This is a genomic window from Bradyrhizobium sp. USDA 3262 (genome assembly GCF_054060035.1).
Window position 1 is genome coordinate 1,772,086 of record NZ_JBSSCT010000001.1, and the last position, 18,840, is coordinate 1,790,925.

General features: G+C 63.7%; 18 protein-coding genes and 1 tRNA gene. 6 read left to right on the forward strand and 13 right to left on the reverse strand.

Features of this window, described 5'->3' with window-relative positions; all coding sequences use genetic code 11:
- Nucleotides 1–15: 15 nt before the first annotated feature.
- From yidC to rpmH, 3 genes are read right to left on the reverse strand one after another with little or no spacing between them, the layout of a single operon-like run.
- Nucleotides 16–1,923, reverse strand: a complete 1,908-nt coding sequence (gene yidC, locus ACVWYP_RS08160; RefSeq protein ID WP_212054240.1) for a membrane protein insertase YidC — start codon at nucleotides 1,921–1,923, stop codon at nucleotides 16–18.
- A gap of 3 nt (nucleotides 1,924–1,926) precedes the next feature.
- Nucleotides 1,927–2,337 (reverse strand): ribonuclease P protein component, encoded by a 411-nt coding sequence (rnpA, locus tag ACVWYP_RS08165; protein WP_212054238.1) that lies wholly within the window; start codon nucleotides 2,335–2,337, stop codon nucleotides 1,927–1,929.
- Between the two features lie 32 nt (nucleotides 2,338–2,369).
- The gene (gene rpmH / locus ACVWYP_RS08170) at nucleotides 2,370–2,504 is read right to left on the reverse strand and encodes a 50S ribosomal protein L34 (RefSeq protein ID WP_008542748.1); all 135 of its coding nucleotides are present in this window, start codon (nucleotides 2,502–2,504) and stop codon (nucleotides 2,370–2,372) included.
- A gap of 365 nt (nucleotides 2,505–2,869) precedes the next feature.
- Here rpmH and ACVWYP_RS08175 point away from each other — a divergent pair, with 365 nt between their 5' ends.
- Nucleotides 2,870–4,348 (forward strand): sensor histidine kinase, encoded by a 1,479-nt coding sequence (locus ACVWYP_RS08175; RefSeq protein ID WP_028340405.1) that lies wholly within the window; start codon nucleotides 2,870–2,872, stop codon nucleotides 4,346–4,348.
- Between the two features lie 152 nt (nucleotides 4,349–4,500).
- A tRNA-Arg gene (locus ACVWYP_RS08180) sits at nucleotides 4,501–4,577 on the forward strand.
- Between the two features lie 160 nt (nucleotides 4,578–4,737).
- Here ACVWYP_RS08180 and ACVWYP_RS08185 read toward each other — a convergent pair.
- Nucleotides 4,738–6,525: an adenylate/guanylate cyclase domain-containing protein gene (locus ACVWYP_RS08185; RefSeq protein ID WP_051447845.1), complete on the reverse strand. Its 1,788-nt coding sequence runs from the start codon at nucleotides 6,523–6,525 to the stop codon at nucleotides 4,738–4,740.
- A gap of 303 nt (nucleotides 6,526–6,828) precedes the next feature.
- Between ACVWYP_RS08185 and ACVWYP_RS08190 the strand changes: the two genes are divergently transcribed.
- The 3 genes from ACVWYP_RS08190 to ACVWYP_RS08200 are packed head-to-tail and all read left to right on the forward strand — an operon-like array spanning nucleotide 6,829 to nucleotide 8,337.
- On the forward strand, nucleotides 6,829–7,638 hold the full coding sequence (locus ACVWYP_RS08190) for a sterol desaturase family protein (protein ID WP_304498351.1): 810 nt from the start codon (nucleotides 6,829–6,831) through the stop codon (nucleotides 7,636–7,638).
- A complete protein-coding gene (locus ACVWYP_RS08195; protein WP_249167463.1) occupies nucleotides 7,625–7,912 on the forward strand; it encodes a DUF5658 family protein in 288 nt (95 codons plus the stop codon). Before ACVWYP_RS08190 ends, ACVWYP_RS08195 begins: the two co-directional genes overlap by 14 nt.
- Nucleotides 7,913–7,962: 50 nt before the next feature.
- Nucleotides 7,963–8,337 (forward strand): hypothetical protein, encoded by a 375-nt coding sequence (locus ACVWYP_RS08200; RefSeq protein ID WP_304498352.1) that lies wholly within the window; start codon nucleotides 7,963–7,965, stop codon nucleotides 8,335–8,337.
- Nucleotides 8,338–8,449: 112 nt separating this feature from the next.
- Here the strand turns inward: ACVWYP_RS08200 and ACVWYP_RS08205 are convergent, their stop codons facing one another.
- From ACVWYP_RS08205 to ACVWYP_RS08230, 6 genes are all read right to left on the reverse strand, one after another.
- Nucleotides 8,450–9,946, reverse strand: a complete 1,497-nt coding sequence (locus tag ACVWYP_RS08205; RefSeq protein WP_304498353.1) for a sugar ABC transporter ATP-binding protein — start codon at nucleotides 9,944–9,946, stop codon at nucleotides 8,450–8,452.
- The gene (locus ACVWYP_RS08210) at nucleotides 9,943–11,040 is read right to left on the reverse strand and encodes an SMP-30/gluconolactonase/LRE family protein (RefSeq protein ID WP_304498354.1); all 1,098 of its coding nucleotides are present in this window, start codon (nucleotides 11,038–11,040) and stop codon (nucleotides 9,943–9,945) included. The genes ACVWYP_RS08205 and ACVWYP_RS08210 overlap by 4 nt, the downstream gene beginning before the upstream one ends.
- Nucleotides 11,037–13,160 (reverse strand): ABC transporter permease, encoded by a 2,124-nt coding sequence (locus ACVWYP_RS08215; RefSeq protein ID WP_304498355.1) that lies wholly within the window; start codon nucleotides 13,158–13,160, stop codon nucleotides 11,037–11,039. The genes ACVWYP_RS08210 and ACVWYP_RS08215 overlap by 4 nt, the downstream gene beginning before the upstream one ends.
- A 77-nt stretch (nucleotides 13,161–13,237) precedes the next feature.
- Nucleotides 13,238–14,254, reverse strand: coding sequence for a sugar ABC transporter substrate-binding protein (locus ACVWYP_RS08220; RefSeq protein ID WP_028340412.1), 1,017 nt, complete (start codon nucleotides 14,252–14,254; stop codon nucleotides 13,238–13,240).
- Nucleotides 14,255–14,296: 42 nt separating this feature from the next.
- Nucleotides 14,297–15,268: an ABC transporter permease gene (locus ACVWYP_RS08225; RefSeq protein WP_253588656.1), complete on the reverse strand. Its 972-nt coding sequence runs from the start codon at nucleotides 15,266–15,268 to the stop codon at nucleotides 14,297–14,299.
- A 19-nt stretch (nucleotides 15,269–15,287) separates the two neighbouring features.
- Entirely contained in the window at nucleotides 15,288–15,995 is a 708-nt protein-coding gene (locus tag ACVWYP_RS08230; protein ID WP_304500203.1) for a TetR/AcrR family transcriptional regulator, read from the reverse strand.
- A gap of 391 nt (nucleotides 15,996–16,386) precedes the next feature.
- On the opposite strand from ACVWYP_RS08230, the gene ACVWYP_RS08235 reads away from it, so the two are divergent.
- A complete protein-coding gene (locus ACVWYP_RS08235; RefSeq protein WP_311986722.1) occupies nucleotides 16,387–16,563 on the forward strand; it encodes an MJ0042-type zinc finger domain-containing protein in 177 nt (58 codons plus the stop codon).
- A 67-nt stretch (nucleotides 16,564–16,630) separates the two neighbouring features.
- Here ACVWYP_RS08235 and ACVWYP_RS08240 read toward each other — a convergent pair whose 3' ends face one another.
- The 3 genes from ACVWYP_RS08240 to ACVWYP_RS08250 are packed head-to-tail and all read right to left on the reverse strand — an operon-like array spanning nucleotide 16,631 to nucleotide 18,808.
- The gene (locus ACVWYP_RS08240; RefSeq protein ID WP_304498356.1) at nucleotides 16,631–17,893 is read right to left on the reverse strand and encodes an MFS transporter; all 1,263 of its coding nucleotides are present in this window, start codon (nucleotides 17,891–17,893) and stop codon (nucleotides 16,631–16,633) included.
- Nucleotides 17,890–18,219: a hypothetical protein gene (locus ACVWYP_RS08245; RefSeq protein ID WP_016848133.1), complete on the reverse strand. Its 330-nt coding sequence runs from the start codon at nucleotides 18,217–18,219 to the stop codon at nucleotides 17,890–17,892. Before ACVWYP_RS08245 ends, ACVWYP_RS08240 begins: the two co-directional genes overlap by 4 nt.
- Nucleotides 18,206–18,808, reverse strand: coding sequence for an isochorismatase family protein (locus tag ACVWYP_RS08250; protein ID WP_304498357.1), 603 nt, complete (start codon nucleotides 18,806–18,808; stop codon nucleotides 18,206–18,208). The genes ACVWYP_RS08245 and ACVWYP_RS08250 overlap by 14 nt, the downstream gene beginning before the upstream one ends.
- Nucleotides 18,809–18,840: the final 32 nt, after the last annotated feature.

The following is an 18,840-nucleotide window of genomic DNA, read 5'->3' on the forward strand; positions in this document are numbered from 1 at the left end:
CGCTGTTGCTGGAAGCTACGTCGCCTTCTTTGTCTCAGTCGTCACGCTTTTTTTTTGAAACGTCGACTTCAGATTGTCGAACAGCTCCACCTTCACGCCGTTGCGCCTCATGATGTAGCTCTGCTGCAGCACCGACAGCAGGTTGTTCCAGGCCCAGTAGATCACGAGACCCGCCGGGAAGCCTGCCAGCATGAAGGTGAAGATCAGCGGCATCCAGTCGAAGATCATCTTCTGGGTCGGATCCGGCGGCGCCGGATTGAGCTTCATCTGGACCCACATCGTGATGCCCATGATGATCGGCCAGATGCCCATCACCAGATAGGAGCCGAAATGCGGTCCGAGCAGCGCGATCGGATCGAACGGAATGAGGCCGAACAGCGTAAACAGGTTGGTCGGATCGGGCGCCGAGAGGTCCTTGATCCAGCCGAAGAACGGCGCATGCCGCATTTCGATGGTGATGAACAGCACCTTGTAGAGCGAGAAGAACACCGGGATCTGCAAGGCGACGGGAAGACAGCCCGCGATCGGGTTGATCTTCTCCTTCTTGTAGATCTCCATCATCTCCTGCTGCTGCTTCACGCGGTCGTCAGGATAGCGTTCCTTCAGCGCCTGCAGCTGCGGCTGCACCGACTTCATCTTCGCCATCGAGGCGTAGGACTTGTTGGCGAGCGGGAAGAACAACAGCTTCACGATCACGGTCACCAAGAGGATCGCGATGCCGAAATTGCCGACCAGGCGATAGAACCAGTCGAGCGCCAGGAACATCGGCTTGGTGATGAAGTAGAAGTGGCCCCAGTCGATCAGGAGATCGAAATGGTTGAGGCCGAGCTGCTTGTTGTAACCGCCGAAGCCGACCAGCGGGAAGTTGAGGCCGACCGTGGCGGCCTCCTTCGCGCCGGCGAACAGCCGCCCGTTGGCGACGCCGGTGCCGCCGATCGGAATGGTCTGCGCGCCGAGCATGTAGTCGGTCTGGTAGCGCTTGTCGCCGGTGGTGAAGCGGGCGCTTTCGAGCGTTGCGGTGGTCTCCGGCAATAGTGCCGTGGCCCAGTATTTGTCGGTGATGCCGAGCCAGCCGTCGGTGACCTTCGTGAACACGATGCCGCGCGAATTTCCGCCGGTCGGGGTCTTGGCCTCGTCGATGTTCTTGTAGCTGAATTCCTGCAGGCCGTGTTCGCCGAGATAGCCGATCGGGCCTTCGTGCAGGATCGCGTAGCCGGAGACCGGCGGCTTGCCGCCGCGCGAGATCAGCCCGAACGGATACAGCGTCACCGGCGCGCTGCCTTGATTGATGACCTCGTCCTTGATGCTGAAGAGGTAGCGATCGTCGATCGAGATGGTGCGGCGGAAGGTCAGGCCCTGGCCGTTCTCGTATTTCAGAATCACCGGGGTGCTCGGCGACAGGCTGTTCGATCCCTCCTGCTGCCAGACGGTTTCGGCGTTCGGCGTCTTCACCGATGAGCCGTTGGCGGTCAGCCACAGGAACTCGGCATAATAAGGCTCGGCCGTGCCCGACGGCGAAAGCAGCACGACAGCCGGCGATTTGGGATCGACCGTCTCGCGGAACTGAACCAGCGCCAGGTCGTCGATCCGGGCGCCCTTCAGCGCGATGCTGCCGGTGACGCGCGGGGTCTCGATCTTGATGCGCGGGCCGGAGGCAAGCACCGTCTCGCGGCTCGCGACCGGAGCGTCAGCAGCAGGCGCGCCGGGGGCCGGAGAGGGGGTTGCCGAGGTTCCCGGAGCGGCGCCGGGAGTAGCGCCAGGAGCAGCACCCGGAGTCGCCTGCGGCGCCGGCTTCTGCAACTCCGCCTGGCGCTGCGCCTCGCGCTGCTTCTCCATCTGCGGCACATTGTAGAAGTATTGCCAGGCGATCAGGACGAGGCCGGACAGAATGACGGCAAGGATCGTGTTGCGGTTGTCGGACATCTCTTAGGGTCTCGTCATTCCATTCGGATTGGGCGCGCTTTTGTTACCCGCCTTGTTGGTACCCGTCTTGTTATTACCCGTCTTGGGCGCAGGCCGGTCGAGGCGGCGCAGCGCCGACCGCAGGTCGTCAAGCATGGTCGCGAAGTCGCGGGTCAGCGCGTCACGACGGCCCACTAGCACATAATCATGGTGCGGCCGCATGAATACGGCGTCGACCTGTCTCATCACTTCGCGAAGCCGGCGGCGGATGCGGTTGCGCTCGGTCGCGGTGCCGTTCTTCTTGGTGACGGTATAGCCGACGCGGATCGGGCCCTGATCGTCGCGGCGGCGGCCCTGCAGCACAAAAGCTGCGGTATTCGCCCGTGCGCCATTGGCAACGGCGAGGAAATCCGCCCGCTGCCTCAGCCGATCCATAATGGGTATCTCCGGAGAGGAGACGTCCGGGCTCAGGCGCTCAGGCGCTTGCGGCCACGCGCGCGGCGCGCAGCGAGGACCTTACGGCCGCCGGCCGTGGCGAGGCGGGCGCGGAAGCCGTGACGGCGCTTGCGCACCAGTTTGCTGGGTTGATAAGTCCGCTTCACGGGTAATTCTCCGCTGACCGGGCAATTTGCCGTTGTATTGAGATGGAATCCGGTGATGCTGGCAGGCCCAAACGAGCCGTTGACGGCCCCAAGGAGCCGCCCCCGGGTCAAGAACCGGGCCATCGCGGACAGTTGGCGCGGCTTATAAGGGAGCGCCCTGTTTTCGTCAATGTCACAGGGCGTCGCAAAAAGGCTTCTTCGAAACGTCGCAATTGGGGCGAATATATCTGATTTCGCGGGGTAATTGACGGTATGGAGACGCTTTGGGGCGTTCGGGGAACCGCCCACATTAGCGATCCGTAATTTGACCGGCTTGGGGGCCGGGCCCCATCTTCCGACCCCTAAGCCAAACAAGGCCTTATCTTGTGGCTCTAACTGACGATCAGGCGACCGCGCAGAAGCAGCGGCCCAAGCCGTCCCCCCGGCTCGGGCTGTCGGGCAAGCTTTTGCTGCTGACGATTCCCCTGGTGATGATCGCCGGGCTCCTGATCTACGTCCCGGCCATCGCCAACTTCCGGATGAACCGGCTCAATGACCGCCTGGCCGCCGCCAATACCGCTGCGCTGGTGCTTGATGCCGCCCCGTCCGGCCTGGTGCCGGAATCGCTGGCGCGGCAGATACTGACCAGCATCGGCGCCCGTGCCGTCGCCATCAAATTGGGACAGCAGCGCCGGCTGCTCGCCAGCGCCGACCTGCCGGCCGCGATCGACCATGACGTCGACATGCGGACCATGACGGTGTGGTCGGCGATCGTCGATGCCTTCGAGATCATGCTGGAGCATGGCGACCAGACCATCCGCGTGGTCGGACCCGCGCCGGGCCAGGCGCAATTCATCGAGGTCGTGATCGACGAGAAGCCGCTGCGGCAGGCGATGTACCGCTTCTCGCGCAACGTCCTCGTCGTCGCGCTGTTGATTGCCGGCCTGACCGCCGGCCTGGTCTATCTGGCGCTGCATTATCTGTTCGTGCGCCCGATGCGGCGGCTGACCGCGAGCCTGGTCGGCTTCCACGAGAATCCGGAGAGTTCGGCGCGAATCATCGTGCCGAGCCAGCGCGGCGACGAGATCGGCGTTGCCGAGCGCGAGCTGTCGGACATGCAGCGCGACCTCGTCTCGATGCTGCATCAGAAGAGCCGGCTTGCCGCGCTCGGGCTCGCCGTCTCCAAGATCAACCATGATTTGCGCAATCTGCTGGCGTCCTCGCAATTGCTGTCGGACCAGCTCGCCAGCGTGCCCGACCCGCGGGTGCAGCGCTTTGCGCCGAAATTGTTGCGCTCGCTGGAGCGCGCCATCGCCTTCTGCCAGTCGACACTCTCCTATGGCCGCGCGCAGGAGGCGGCGCCTGATCGCCGCGTGATCATGGTGGAGCCCGCGGTTGCCGAGGTGCGGGAGTCGGCGGGACTTGCGACCGATGTCTCGATCACCTGGATCAGCGCGATCGAGCGCGGCCTGACCATCGACGCCGACCCGGACCAGCTGTTCCGCGTGCTGCTCAATCTGGTGCGCAACGCGACGCAGGCGCTGGAAAGCCGGCCGGCCAGCGACGGCGGCGCGCAGCAGATCCGCATCACCGGTCGCCGCGAGGGGACGGTTGCGATCATCGAGGTCTCCGACACCGGTCCGGGCGTTCCAGCCAAGGCGCGCGAGCACCTGTTCGAGGCGTTCCAGACCTCCGGCCGCCCCGGCGGCAGCGGACTCGGCCTTGCGATTGCCGCCGAGCTGATCCGGGCTCACGGCGGCCACATCCATCTGGTCGAGGGCACCATCGGCGCCACCTTCCGGATTTCGATCCCGGATCGTCCGGTGGAACTGCTGTCGGTCCGCAGCGAGCGGGCGAGGGCGTAGGGGCCGTTCCGGTATTCCGGGGCGGCTAAAGCCGCGCCGAAATTGGTACTTCCAGACCTTGCCAACTGGAGCCGGAGCCTGTAGCTAGAGCGCTCTTTCGCGACGTTCCGGGGCTCCCGGAGCCATGCGGGCTCAAGCCCTCCCGCGAAAATGCGCCCGTAGCTCAGCTGGATAGAGCATCAGACTACGAATCTGAGGGTCGGACGTTCGAATCGTTCCGGGCGCGCCATTTTCGTTCAAAACCACGAACATTTCCGTTCTCGACCCGGTTGCCCGCGATGGCGGCCTGGACCGAGGCGCCGGGTCGCAAGCCGACGTTGAAAGATGGTCAGGATGCGGGGTGAGACCGGGCCGGGAATCGGCTGTCGGTGTCGGGCGCTTCAGAGGATCTATTCGGGCATACCGGACAGTCGCCAGGCCGCCGCGACCTTCTCGACATCCTCGCTGCGCACAAAGGGCGTCGTTCTCTTGTATTCCGCGATCGTCAAGCCCGGGCTCAATCGACGGACCTGATCGCTGCATTTGGTAGCTTCGTCTATCCGGCCCAGCATCGCGAGAGCCGCCATCATCTGACGATGGAGTTGAACAAAGTCAGGCCAACGCCGGACACCGTCGGACGCCCATACCAAAGCCTCGTCGTATCGTCCTGCCTGGAAGTGTGCACTCGCCAATCCTTGATAGGCGAGGAAAGTTCGTGGATCGAGCGGGCTCAATCGCAATGCAAGGTGTAACTGCTCGATCGCCTCATCATACTCGCCGAGGAAATTCTTGGCTCCGCCGAGCCATAATCGCGCCGTCGCAAGATTAGGGTCCAGATTGACTGCGCGCGAGAGGAGTGCCTCGCCTTCCGCAACCTTCTTCACGACATAGGTCAAGACTTGACCCGCGAAAGCGAGCACTCGCGGATCGTCATCGCCCAGCCGCAATGCTTCGCGCGCGATTCGCTCGGCATGTTCTATCTCGACGCGTCCGATGCTGACCCAGTCGAAGGCCTTGGCCGTGAGGTACCATCCAGCTTGTACTGCGTAGGCAAGTGCAAAGCCCGGATCGAGTTCGGTGGCGCGCACAAAAAGAGGCAGGGCCCCGCGATGCGCCTCTCTTGTAAACAGATATAAAGACGAGAGGCCGCGAAGGTAGTGGTCATAGGCGGTGAGGTTCGCAGGCGGCTTGCGAACGGCAAGCGCAATCTCCGCCCTTTCGATGTTGGGAAGGATCGCTCCGATTACGCTTGATGCAACCGTATCTTGCAGCACGAAAATGTCGTTTAGATATCCGTCGAAGCGATCCGCCCAGATATGGGCCTGGTTTGTCACCTCGATCAATTGTCCCGTTATTCTTATTCGGTCGGCCGACCTTCGCACGCTGCCCTCGAGGACATAGCGGACTCCCAGCTCCCGTCCGACACGGCTTATGTCGATGGCCTTTCCCTTGTAAGTAAAGGCGGAGTTGCGTGCGACGACAAAAAGGGCGCGACTGCGCGATAGTGCCGTCGTGATCTCCTCAACCATCCCGTCAGCAAAATACTCCTGCTCGGGATCGCCGCTCATGTTCTGAAACGGCAACACCGCGATCGAAGGTTTGTCAGGAAGAGTGAGCGGCTGCGGATGGGCCGCAGCCGAAGCTGACCTTTCGTCGGATGGCGTTTGAGTGCTCAACCGGGATCGCCAAGCCTGAATTGGTTCGGCGATATTCTTCAGAGACTGCAGTCCCATATCTTCAAAGACAATGTCGACCTTGCTTCTGATCTGTCTGTAGGCGTCGTCGGATACGCAGATCCCGCCCGGTTCGGCGATGCTTTCGAGTCGAGCGGCGATGTTGACGGCATCCCCGAAAATATCGTCTCGATCGATGATGATGTCGCCGGTATGAATGCCGATGCGAAATTCTATCTTTTGATCCAGCGGCACGGCGATCGTCCGCGCCGCCAACGTGTTTTGAATTTCAACGGCACTGCGTATCGCGTCGACGACGCTCGCAAACTCGACGAGCAGGCCATCTCCCGTTGTCTTGACGACACGGCCCCGATGGGCGGCTATTGCCGGATTAACGATGGTCCCTACAAGGGTCTTCAGGCAAGTCAGCGTGCCTTCCTCGTCCCGTCCCATCAGCCGGCTGTACCCAGCGACGTCGGCCGCTAGCACTGCAGCCAATCGCCGCTCGATGCGATCGGAGGCCAAGGCATGCCCTCAAAATATTCTCAAAATATTGCCAGCGATCAAAGCACGGCGGGCTCCGCCTGAGCCAGCGAAAACTTGCGAAATGGGTCGAAAGGCGACACCGGTCGGCTTCCTCAGACCAGAAATGGGCGCCAGCGCCGTCTGGATGCAACCTGTCCCGGGGCCCCCACTCGGACCCGCCCCCCGTAAAAACCCTGCTTGCCGCCGCCGGAACGTTGAGAAAAAATAAGCTTTTTCAGCTTATAGGCACACAAATGTTTTTATTCTTATTGTCTGTCCTTTTGAACCGGCGAGTCATCCCTCATGCAGAGTGACGTCGCAAACGCCGTATTTTATGCGGCCGTATTCCTGGGCATCGTCTACACCAGTCGCATCCTGGAAAAAAGATGGCCGATCGCGGACGTTCCCTACGGCGAGTTTCGCGATGATTGGCTCGCGGTGATCGTGAGCCTCGGGTTGTCGTCCATGCTCGCTCCGATCGCGGCGATCAGTGCGGGGAAAATTGCCAGCTATACCGGTCTCGGCTGGATCAAGCTGCCGACCGACGGTTACTGGTGGTACGCCTCCCTCGCAATCATCGTGGTCGCATTCGATCTCTACAAGTACGCATACCATCGCCTTCAACATGCGATCCCCTTTCTATGGGCGATGCACTCCTTCCATCACAGCGCGAACGGCGTGACGTTCATTACCGGCGGCCGGCATTTCTGGCTGGAGCGGGTGTTGTCCGACGCCTTTCTTCCGATCATGGCGATCCTGTTCCGCATCCCGCCGGACATGGTGATCGCGGTGGGATTCATCTTCTTCATGCCCGATGCGTGTGCCCATCTCAACGTCCGCATTCCGCTCGGTCGGTACGTGACATGGATCAACAATCCGCAATGGCACCGGATCCATCACTCGGTCCTTCCCGAGCACAGGGACAAAAACTTCGCCGCCTGCTTTCCGCTCCTCGACATTCTGTTCGGCACGGCCTGGGTACCGAAGCCGGACGAATATCCTGCAACGGGCCTCGTGCCTGCCGAGCGCGTGGACATCATCAATAGTGTGATCTGGCCAATCCGGCATCTTCGGCATTACTGGCATCGGGAGTCTCGGAATGAATTGGGTTAAGGGTCTTCTGGTGCTCCTCGCCCTGCTGCTGGGTTACGCCGACCTCGTGTCGACGAATGTGATCCTGAGTCTCGGACTGGGTGAGTTGAACCCGTTCATGCATCTGGCGCAGACATGGTTCGGCGTATGGTGGCTGGTGCCCAAGCTTGGCCTGACGTTCGTGATCACGTGGCTGCTTTGGCGGAGCAACAACGTTTACAACATCGCTCTCGTCGTCGCCTTCTGCTCCACGCCTGTCCTGAACAACCTCGTCATCATCGCGGGCACGAACTGAATCAATCCCTTCGCCGGTTGCCGCAACTGGCGAAATCAGGAGGATCAGTGATGTCGGACAGGTTTGTCGTCGCCTGCATGGTCTGGTGTGCCGTGATCCTGGGGGCTCCGGGGGCGACCGTGCACGCGCAGATGCCGTCGAGCTGCAAGGAGCCGCAGACCGGCACCAGCCGCGTCCCGATGCTGTCGCCGCCGCTGGCCAATGTGGTGACAGGCACGGGACGGCTGCAATTCTACTCGGCACCGAATCTGCACTGTCCGATCCGCGGGGTGTTCGTCATTCCAAATGACGCGCTGATCGCGTATGCGCAAACCAATGATGGCTGGTCGTCGGTGATGTACCTCAATCCGGGGACGGGCAACGACGTCTCGGGTTGGGTGAGGTCGGCGAGGCTGAAGGTGACTGGAACCGTCGGACCGAAGTAGCGCGCGACCATGACCGCAGCAGGCGGCTTCCCGCGCCGCACCTGCTTGAGCGATGCTTGCATGAATGCGCTGCGTGCGGCGAGCCGGCCGTGACGCATGTCCGTTGCGGCGATCAATGAATCGCCGCGTACATGATCTTCTCCTCGGTGGCTTCGAGCGCGGAGAATTCCTCGACCACCTTGCCCTGGCGCGAGACCAGGATGCGGTCGGACAGCGCCATGATCTCGGGCAGATAGGACGAGATCACCACCACCGCCTTGCCCTCGTCTGCGAGCTGGTTGATCAGCTCGTGGATTTCGACGATGGCGCCGACGTCGACGCCGCGGGTCGGTTCGTCGAAGATGATCAGCTCGGGCTCCTGCACCAGCGATTTGGCGATCACCACCTTCTGCTGGTTGCCGCCCGACAGCTCGACCACCTTGGCCTCGTCGCCGATGGCGCGAACCTTGAGGCGCTGGGTCCAGGTCTTGCCGACCGAATTGGTCTCGCGCCGCGACAACATCATGCGGCCCCCGGGGAATTTGGAAAGCAGGCCGAGATAGATGTTGCGGGCGATCGAGGCGGTCTCGAAGAAGCCCTCGACCTTGCGATCCTCGGTCACATAGGCAATGCCGGCCTTGACCGCCGGCGCCGGAACCCGGTAGCGCACCGGCTTGTCGTGCAGCATGATTTCGCCGCCGTGGAAGAAGTCGCGTTTCAACACGCCGGACACGATCTTGAAGGTCTCGGTGCGGCCCGCGCCGACCAGGCCGAACACGCCGGTGATCTGCCCGGCGAATACCGACAGCGAATTGTTCTTCACCATCGGCGCCATCTTGAGGTTTTGCACCGTGAGCACGCGCGTCCCCGCCGGCCGGACGCTGGTCTTCCGCGCGCCATACAGCGTGTTGGAGAGGTCGCGTCCGACCATCGCCTGCACGATCGCCGCGCGATCGAATTTCGCGGCGTCGTCGGTGATGACGTGCTTGCCGTCGCGCAGCACGGTGATGCGGTCGGCGAGCAGCAGAGCCTCTTCCAGCGCGTGCGAAATGAAGATGATCGAGACGCCGCGCTTCTTGAGGTCACGGACCAGGTCGAAGAAATACTTCTTCTCTTCCGGCGTCAGCGACGCGGTCGGCTCGTCGAAGATGATGACCTTGGCCTTGTGCAGAACCGCGCGCGCGATCTCCACCATCTGCTTCTTGGCGGCGCCGAGCCCGCTGACGGTCGCGGTCGGCGTCACGTCGAAATTCAGCGATTGCAGGAATTGCTGGGCGGCGATGTAGATGCCGCGCAGCCGGTTGTAGAATTTCTCCTGCCCGAGAAACAGATTCTGCGCGACCGTCATGGTCGGCACCAGGCTGTTCTCCTGGAACACCATGGCGATGCCGAGATTGCGGGCCTCGAGCGGCGTCCGCGGCGCGACCTCCGCGCCGTCGACACTCATGCCGCCGGAGGTCAAGGTCACGACGCCGGCCATCACCTTGGTCAGTGTCGACTTGCCGGCGCCGTTCTCGCCGACCAGCGCGTGGATCTCGCCGCGGCGCAGATCGAAGTCGACGCCCTCGATGGCGGGCACGCCGGCGTAAAGCTTGGTGGCCTTGCGCAGGGAAAGCACGGTGTCGCTCATGAGCCGACCTCCTCGGCGAGCCCGGCGAGGGGCAGTTTCAGCACGCGGCCCGGTCCCTTGGCGATCAGCACAAGGTCGCCGCCCAGCTCGAGCGCCGCGACGACGCCGTGATTGACGCCGTCGACCCGGCTGTGCAGCGAATACTTTGGCTTGCCGTCCTCGCTCAGCCGGATGACGAGGCCATAGGAGCGCGGCGGCGCCCACGGTTTGATCACGCCCATCGTCTTGATGTGGGCGCCCTGCATCGGCTCCTTGAACGAGAAGCCCGAGCGCAGCCGCGGCGCCACCCAATAGGCCGGGTCGATCTCGGCCATCATGCGGCGCCGGTAGGCCGGCTCGCGCAGCACGAACTCGATCAGCTGGGTGCGCGCGGTGAATGCGGTGAGCCAATAGCCGCCGCCCGCGGCCTTCGACAGCCGCGACGGATAGACGGGCAGGTGGCCGAGCACGACCTGCGGCGGCCTCCCGTTCGAGACGAGGACGAGGCGATGCCGCCAGCTCTCGCTGACCAGCACGCCATCGCCGCGCGCGCAGGCGCCGAAGGCGTAGCCGAGCTTCGACGCCAGCGGCTGCACCGACCTGGTCCTGGGATCGAGCCGGAACACGCGGCCGCTCCGGTTGAGCTCCATCAGGTCGCGCGCCCAATCATCGATGCCGCAGCTCGCCGAGCCGTCGGTTGCGATCAGGGTCCCGTCGCCGGCCTGCGTCAGCGCGTTGATCGCGTTGAAGGCTGCATCGCTGAACGTCACGCTCGGCTCGCCCGACGAGGGATTGGTATAGAGCCGCACCTCGCGGCCGCCGAGCGCGACCGCGATGCCGCCGCCGGTGAGCGCGCAGAGCGCCGAAATCGGCTGCTCGAAGCTGCGCAGCTCGGCCGCTCCGCCTCCGTCGAGGCGCAGCAGACGCCGGCCGTCGGCGACATAGAGGTTGCGGCCGTCGGTTGCGAGATCCTCTAGCGCCTCGCATTCCAGCAAGGTGGTCGCAGATTCCAGTTTCTGGTTCGGCTTCAGCGCGCCGTCGAACGACGGCACGGTGATGGTGGCCTCGCCGCGGCCGAGAAAGCGGTTGGCGAATTCCCTGACGGCCGCGATCACGACAGCTTCCCCCAGCGCTTGTCATACTGCACGAAGTTCGGGTCCGCGTTCTCCAGCTTGTAGCGGCCGATCCGGTTGTTCATGATGCCGCCGAGATAGAGATAACCGCGATGCTCGCGCATCGAGGTGATCATCGGATGGTTCTCGCCACGCAGGTCCCAGAACGATTCGAGGATCTTGCCCTGCTCGTTGAACTTGACGACGCAACCGGTGTTGATGTTCGGGAACAGCCATTCGTCGACCGGGACGCGCTTGGCCATGCGGCGCCGGAAGCCCGGCATCTTCCAGGCGAGGTCGAGCGAGGGGCTGCGCATGCCGACCAGCGCCAGCCAGTAATTGCCGTCGGAGGCGAGGTTGATGTTATCAGGATAGCCCGGCAGATTGTCCATCACCACCTCGACCTGGCCCTTCTTCGGCCCCGCGAACCACAGCCGCTTGATCGAGCAGCCGAAGGTTTCGGCGAACAGGATCGATTGGCCGTCGCTGGCGACGCAGATACCGTTGGGAAATTTGAGGCCGCGCAGCGCCGTGTGCGTCGCGCCGGTCTTGGTGTCGTAGCAGATGATGCGGCCGTTGCCGCGCGCCTCGAGCCCGTCGATCGGCCATTCGTCCATCTCGTAGCGCACGGTGGCTTCCGAGAAGAAGATCAGGCCGTCGTCGGTGATGTCGAGGTCGTCGGCGAGCCGCAGGCGGCTGTCGTCATTCACCGAATGCATGCTGCGATTGGTCTCGTCGGTCGCCTTCTCCACGGTGCCGTCGGGCTTGATCCGATACAGCCCCATGCCCCCGATGCAGACATAGAGATTGTCCTGCCGGTCGAACGCCATGCCGAGCGGCTGACCGCCGATATGGGCGAACACCTCCATCCGCTGATAGTCGGGCGCGAAGAAGCGCATGATGTCGCCATGGCGCGAGCCGGCGTAGAGATTGTTGTTGCGATCGAGGATCACGTCCTCCGGCGCCTCGATGCGGCCGAGCCCGATCAGTTCGACGTCACGCAGCTTGTCGTTCTGCTCGAACGGGCCGCCCTGGCCGATCTCGGTTGCCGGCGGCGGCGGCAGCGCGTGATAGGTCGGCGCGACATAGACCTTGCTGATGATGCGGGTGCGGTTCTTCTGCCAGCGGATGTCGACCATCGCGGCGACCAGCAGGATACCGGCCAGCGCCATGCGGTTGATGCCGCCGCGCGCATTGAGCGTGGTCAGGCCGTTGGTGATCAAGAGCACGATCAGCACGCCGACCAGCGATTTGGCGACCGAGCCCTTGCCGCCGCCGAGCGTGATGCCGCCCAGCACGGTCGCGGTCAGCACGATCACCTCGAGGCCGACGCCGATGTCGCCGCCGACGGTGCCGAGCCGGGCCGCGAAGAACAGCGCGGCGATGCTGGTCAGCACGCCGCTTGCGACATAGCAGAGCGCGATGGTGCGGCGGACCGGAATGCCGGAATTGTAGGCCGAACGGCGCGAGCCGCCGATCGCGGTGATGTGCCAGCCCGGGCGCAGCCGGGTCATGAAGATATGGCCGAAGATCGCGATCGCGATGTAGACCAAGGCGACGCTCGGAATGCCGAACACGTCGCCGCCGCCGATGAAATTCCAGGACGGGATGTCGGGGAAGGCCGCGGCGATCGAATTGGAGTAGCGCTGGATCAACAGATCGAACGCCGAGCGGTAGATGATCAAGGTGATCAGCGTGGTGATGAAGGCGCGGAGCCGCAAGTAGCCGATCAGGACGCCGTTGACGGCGCCGAGCAGTGCACCGCAGACGAGGGTGGCGACCACCACCGCGGGTACCGGCCAGTTCAGCACGTCGAGCAGATAAAGCGCGCAGAAATCCGTCAGCGCGAAGATCGAGCCGACCGACAGATCGATGCCGCCGACGATGACGACCAGCGCCATGCCGAGGCCGATGAAGCCGATCTCGCCGGCCTGCCGCGCGGTGTCGGCGAGGCTCGACGGCGACAGGAAGTGATCGATGGAACGGCTGAGCGCGAAGCCGACGATCAAAAGCAGGATCACCGGTATTGCGGTCTCGGTCCAACGCTTCGACAGGATCTCGCCGAGGAGATGATCCGGCCAGTAGCGGTAACGCAGGCTCGTCAGGGTGTCGCGCATCGGCATTCCAGCAAGGCGTTCGATTTGGGAAGATCGACGTCCCGGGGTGAAATCGCCCGGGACGTCGAGCGGGAATGGCCGGACTATTTCTTCAGGTCACTGAGATTCCAGCACGCGGTCTGGCTGTCCGCGTTCTCCTTGGTGATCGGAATCAGCGTCGTGTATTCCGAACCCTTGATCGAGCCGGCCTTGGCGCCCGACGACAGCAGCCATTTGATCGTGCCGGCCATCTGCGCGGCCTGGGTCGGCACGTCGTAGCTCATGTTGAGATCGAACGCGCCCGACTTCACGAGCTCGCAGGCGCCCTTGCGCTCGCCGCCGCCGGAGGTCGCGACGAACACCTTGCCGGTCAGGCCGGCTTCCTTCACCGCGGCGGCGGTGCCGATGTCCATGCCGTCCCAGAACCCGACGATGCCGCAAAGATCAGGATTCTGCTTCAGCACGGTCTGGGTGATCGCCTTGGCCTTCGCGGCGTCCCAGTCGGCCGCCTGGCTCGAGACCACCTTGATCTCCGGATGCTTGGCGAGCACGTTCTCGACGCCCTTGAGCGTGTAGGCGCTGGCGGCCGCCGAGAGCGCGCCCTGCACGATGGCGATCTTGTTCGACTTGCCCTGGCAGGCCTTCACCACGGCTTCGGTGTCCCGCTCGCCGATCTCGATCCAGTTGGCGCCGACGAAAGCCGACGAGCGATAGGCCGACCCCATGTTGATCTGGATGACGTAGATGCCTTCGTTCTCGGCGCGCTGCAGCAACTTGGCGTAGGTCTGTACGTCCGGATTGTGGATCACCATCACGGCCGGCTTCTCCGAGATCAGCGAGGTCACCGCCTGCGCGCCGGCATTGGTGTTCCAGTTGGGATCGCGGATCTCGAACTTCACGCCGAAGGGCTCGAGCTCCTTCTTCATGCCGGCGTACCAGCCTTCGGTGAGGTCGAAGTTCATGGCGACCGGAACGTAGGCCACCGTCTTGCCGGCGAGAGCTTCCCTGAACGGCTTCTGGAACGGCTCGTCCAGGCCCTGCTGGGCCAGAGCCGGAGCGGCGATGGCGGCAAGACCGAGCGCTGCGGCGATCACCTTTGCAGTCCTGACAGCGTATTTCATTGCTTCCTCCTTGGTCGTGATTGAATGTTCTTGTGGCTTGGTTCAGATGTCGCCCTGCTGTGCCGTTTCTTCGTTGCGCGGATTCAGGAATGAATCCGTGATGACGGCGAGCAGCAGGACGACACCCTTGACGAGGTTTTGTCCGGCGTAGGAAATGTCCATGATGGTCATGCCGTTCAGCATGGTGCCGATCAGCAGCGTGCCGATGATGACGTTGAGCACGCCGCCGCGGCCGCCCGACAGGCCGATGCCGCCGAGCACGACGACGAGGATGACGTCGTAGATCAGGGTCGAATTGAAGATGCGGGTCGGCATCGAGTTGACCGATGCCGCCATCACCAGGCCCGCGAAGCAGCCGATCAGCGCCGCGACGACATATTGCAGCACGATGATCGGGCGCGAGGGGATGCCGGTGACGCGGGCCGCGTAGGGATTGTCGCCGATCGCGTAGATATAGGCGCCCCAGCGCGTCTGGCGCAGCAGGAACGCGACCACGACGCAGGCGATCGCGAACATCACGATCGAGGTCGGAATGCCAAGGATGGTGCCTTGTCCGAGCCGCTCGAAGCCCTTCATGCCGTCGCTCCACTGCACGACGTCGAGCTGAAACAGCGCGGCCTGTCCGAGGCCGGCGAGCAGCAGGCCGGTCGCCAGCGTCGCGAACAGCGAAGGGACCTCGGCATAGGCGATCAGCCAGCCATTGACCAGGCCGAACGCGATCGTGAGCAGCACGGCCGTCACCAGCGCCGTCGGAAGCGAGTGGCCGTTCTGCACCATCTGCAGCACGAGCCCCGGCGGTACCGCGAGGGCTGCGATCAGGGAGATGTCGATGCCGCGCCCGATCACGACGATCGCCATCGCAAGCCCGAGGATGCCGAGCACCGCGACGTTCTGCAGCAGCGTCAGCATGTTCTCCGGCGTCAGGAAGCCGCGCAGGAAAATCGAGAACGCCAGGAACAGCACGGCAAAGACGGCGAAGACGATCTCCTGTTGATTGAACCGCAATCGCTTCATTGCCTCGTCCTTCCTGCGGCTATGGGTGCGCCGTCTGTCTGGTTCTCGTGCGGGAGCCGGGCGCGACGCGGCCGGGCCGCGTCCGGCCTGCGACCGCGGCATCGACGAATGCGCCGACGGCGCTGATGTAGGTTTCGATCGAGGTGCCGCGTCTGCGGTACTTCGCGCGTTTGACGTACCAGTCCTGCAGCAGCGGCTTGATCAGCGATGCGGTCAGCGTGACCTGGTCGATCGCGAAGACGCCGCTGGCGACACCCTGCTTGAGAACGCCGGCGATTATCTTCTCGGTCATCACCTCCATCTCGATGGCGCGCTGGCGCTCCGCCGGCGGAAACGACTTCGCTTCCATGAAGCAGAACACGAACCAGGGCTGCATCGCCTCGCTCATGCGGACATGGGTCGCGATGATCCAGTGCAGATGCTTGCGCGCATCCTGCTTCACGTCGGCGGGCGGCGAGTTGAGGACCTCCGCCACCGTCTCGGCGACCTCGCCGAGGATCATCGACAGCAGCGTCGGCTTGCTGTCGAAGTAGGTATAAAGGCCGCCCATGCTGAGGCCCGAAGCTTCCGCGAGCTGGCGCAGCGTGGTGGCGTGAAAACCGTGCTTGTTGGAAAGCGTGAGCGTGGCGCCGATGATGCGCGTGAGATTCGGAACGGCGAGATGGGTTTTCTGGACCCGGATGGAATCCCGATGACGTTCGAGGATGCGTGCGCAAAGCACGTCCATCGCGAACGCATTCGCCGTCCCCGGTCGCTGACGCGCGAGACCCACGTTGCCTCCCTGGCTATGCTCCCGGACCATTTCATTTTGTTGCTGGTCCGGGCTGGGCTTTACGCCCTTGCCTAATTCCTAGCCCACGAAACGGCGCCCGGAAAAGGGGGATGATGAAATTTTCTGAGAGAGCGCTCGCTCGTTTTTGGGTCCGCGGCCGTGTTGCCAGCCTGGGCTCGGCGTCGTTCCGGCCATCGTCGGGAACTTTTCGCGCTGAAAGCACAGCACAAATTCCCGGCGCTCTCGTCGACCAGCACGCCGGTTAGACGGCCGTCACATTTCCGATCATGGGCGTGTGGGAAACTCGAGAGCGCAACGGCTTGCTGATTCCATGCGAAAATCTGACGTGACGTGCCCCCATTGCCAGGCCGGCTATCGCCGGATCGAATTGACGTCGAAGGGCGGCGTCGCGGGTGAGTTTCGTTGCCTGGTGTGCGACCACATCATCGAACTGATGGATGGTTCGACCGATGTCGCCTTTCGGCTGACCGTGCAGCCGGGCAAGCCGTCCTACGCTTACTAGCGTTTCGGTCCGTGTGACGGACACGTGTCCAAACACAGAGTAGGAGCGCCGGTCGATGGCGCCGCGATCAACGCTGCTGCGGCAGGTTGACCTCGCTCCTTCGCGCCTCCTGGCTGCGGCGCTCGGCTTCGCCGCCCGATCGGGACAGCATGCCGATTGCGACGATCGCCGCGGCAAAGCCGGCTGCGGCGCCGACGCCGAGTGCCCAGCGCGGGCCGAGGTGATCGGCGACCCAGCCGACGATCGGTGCGCCGATCGGCGTGCCGCCGAGCGCAACGCCGAGCCGCAGCGCCATCACCCGTCCGCGCATTGCCGGCTCGGTCGAGAGCTGCATCAGCGCGTTCGAGGTGTTGGTGACGGTCAGCGCGGCGACGCCGATCACGACCAGCGCCGCGGCGAACAGCCAATAGCCCGGCGCCAATGCGGCGAGCGTGCAGCCCAGCCCGAAGATCGCGGAGCCCAGCATCAACGAGCCGAAGCGCGGCTCCTCGCGGCTCGCGGCAAGCAGCGCGCCCGACATCGTTCCGAGTGCCATCATCGACGACAGCAGGCCGAAGCCGCGCGCATCGGTGTGGAACACGCCAACCGCCATGGTGGAGATGAAGATCGGAAAGTTCAGTCCGAAGGTCCCGATCAGGAACAGCATGATCAGCGTCGCCCTGAGATCAGGCCGGGACCAGACATAATGGAAGCCCTGCATCACTCTGCCCTTGGTGCGATGGGCGCGCGCGTTCGGACGCAGCTCGGAGGTGCGCAGCAGGGTCAGCGAGGTCAGCACCGCCAGGAACGATGCGCCGTTGAACAGGAACGCCCAGCCGGTGCCGACGGAGGCGATGATGAGGCCGGCGACGGCGGGGCCGATCATGCGCGCGGCGTTGAACGAGGTCGAGTTCAGCGCGATCGCATTCGACAGATTGGTATCGCTGACCAGCTCGGCGACGAAGGTCTGCCGCACCGGGGCATCGAGCGCTGCCGCGCAGCCGAACAGGAACGCGAAGGTGTAGACGTGCCAGAGCTGCACCAACCCGGTGACGGTGAGAATGCCGAGGATGAGTGCGAGCGCGCCCATCGTCGCCTGGGTCGCCATCAATAGCTTGCGCTGGTTGAAGTGATCGGCGGCAAAGCCGGTCCACGGCATCAATAATAGTTGTGGCCCGAATTGCAGCGCCATCACGATGCCGACGGCGGACGCGCTGTGATTTGTCAGCTGGGTGAGAACGAGCCAGTCCTGCGCGGCGCGCTGCATCCAGGTGCCGATGTTGGATACCAGCGCGCCGGCCGCCCAGACCCGGTAGTTGAAGCTCGCGAACGATCGAAATACGCGTCTCATGTTCTCTGAGGTTCATTGCCGCCGTGAAACCGCCCGAACCGCCGCGCCAGGAACAGGCCGATGAGCAGACCGCCGAGACCGAGCGCCGCGACGTCGCTGGTGGTTCGCAGGCCGAAGTCGCCGACGCGGCAGACCAGAAGATATCCGACCGCGAGGTTGAAGAAGCCCCACACGATGTTGACGGTCGATGAGGACAGGCCTTCGCCGGGCGGCTTGGCGAACGGGCTCTGGAACGCTTCGCCCATCATGCCGGCGACGACGTGAGGGATCGCATTGGTGAGAAAGGCGCCGCCGAAGAAATAAGCAACGAGATCAAGCCAATTCATGCGCGTTGGTCCTTTCAACGAGATCGATGATCGCCTGCGTCGAGCCGGTTTCGCCGAGCCGCGGGAACACGTGCTCGACGCTGTAGGCATGTGCGTGCGGCCTCGCGTCGGTCATGGCGTCGATCGCGAGCGTGACGTTGAAGCCCGCTTCATAGGCCTGTCTTGCCGTCGATTCGACGCCGCCGGCGGTGGCGACGCCGACGATCACGACTTGCGTGACGCCGCGGGCTCTCAGCAGGCTTTCGAGGTCGGTGCTGGCAAATGCGCCTCGCGTTCGCTTGGTCACGACGATGTCGCTGGGCTGTCGGTCGAGCTCCGGAATGAGATCGGTCCATCCGTCGGGAAGCGGGCCGCCAAATGGATTTCCAATTGAATTTCCATGGCGCGGCGCCTGCTCGGTTCGTCCCGGCGAACTGCCGTCGACATTGACCAGCGCGACCGGTAGACCGCGCCGCCGGAACGCAGCGCAAAGCGCGGCGGCGCGAGCCACGATGTCGCCGATCGGATGGGCGAAGGGCCAGCCCATGAGGCCGCTTTGTAGATCGATGACGATCAATGCGGTGATCGGATCGAGCGTCGTCAGGGCCATGGTCGTTACCTTTTTCGCAAGCGGTCGCGGCG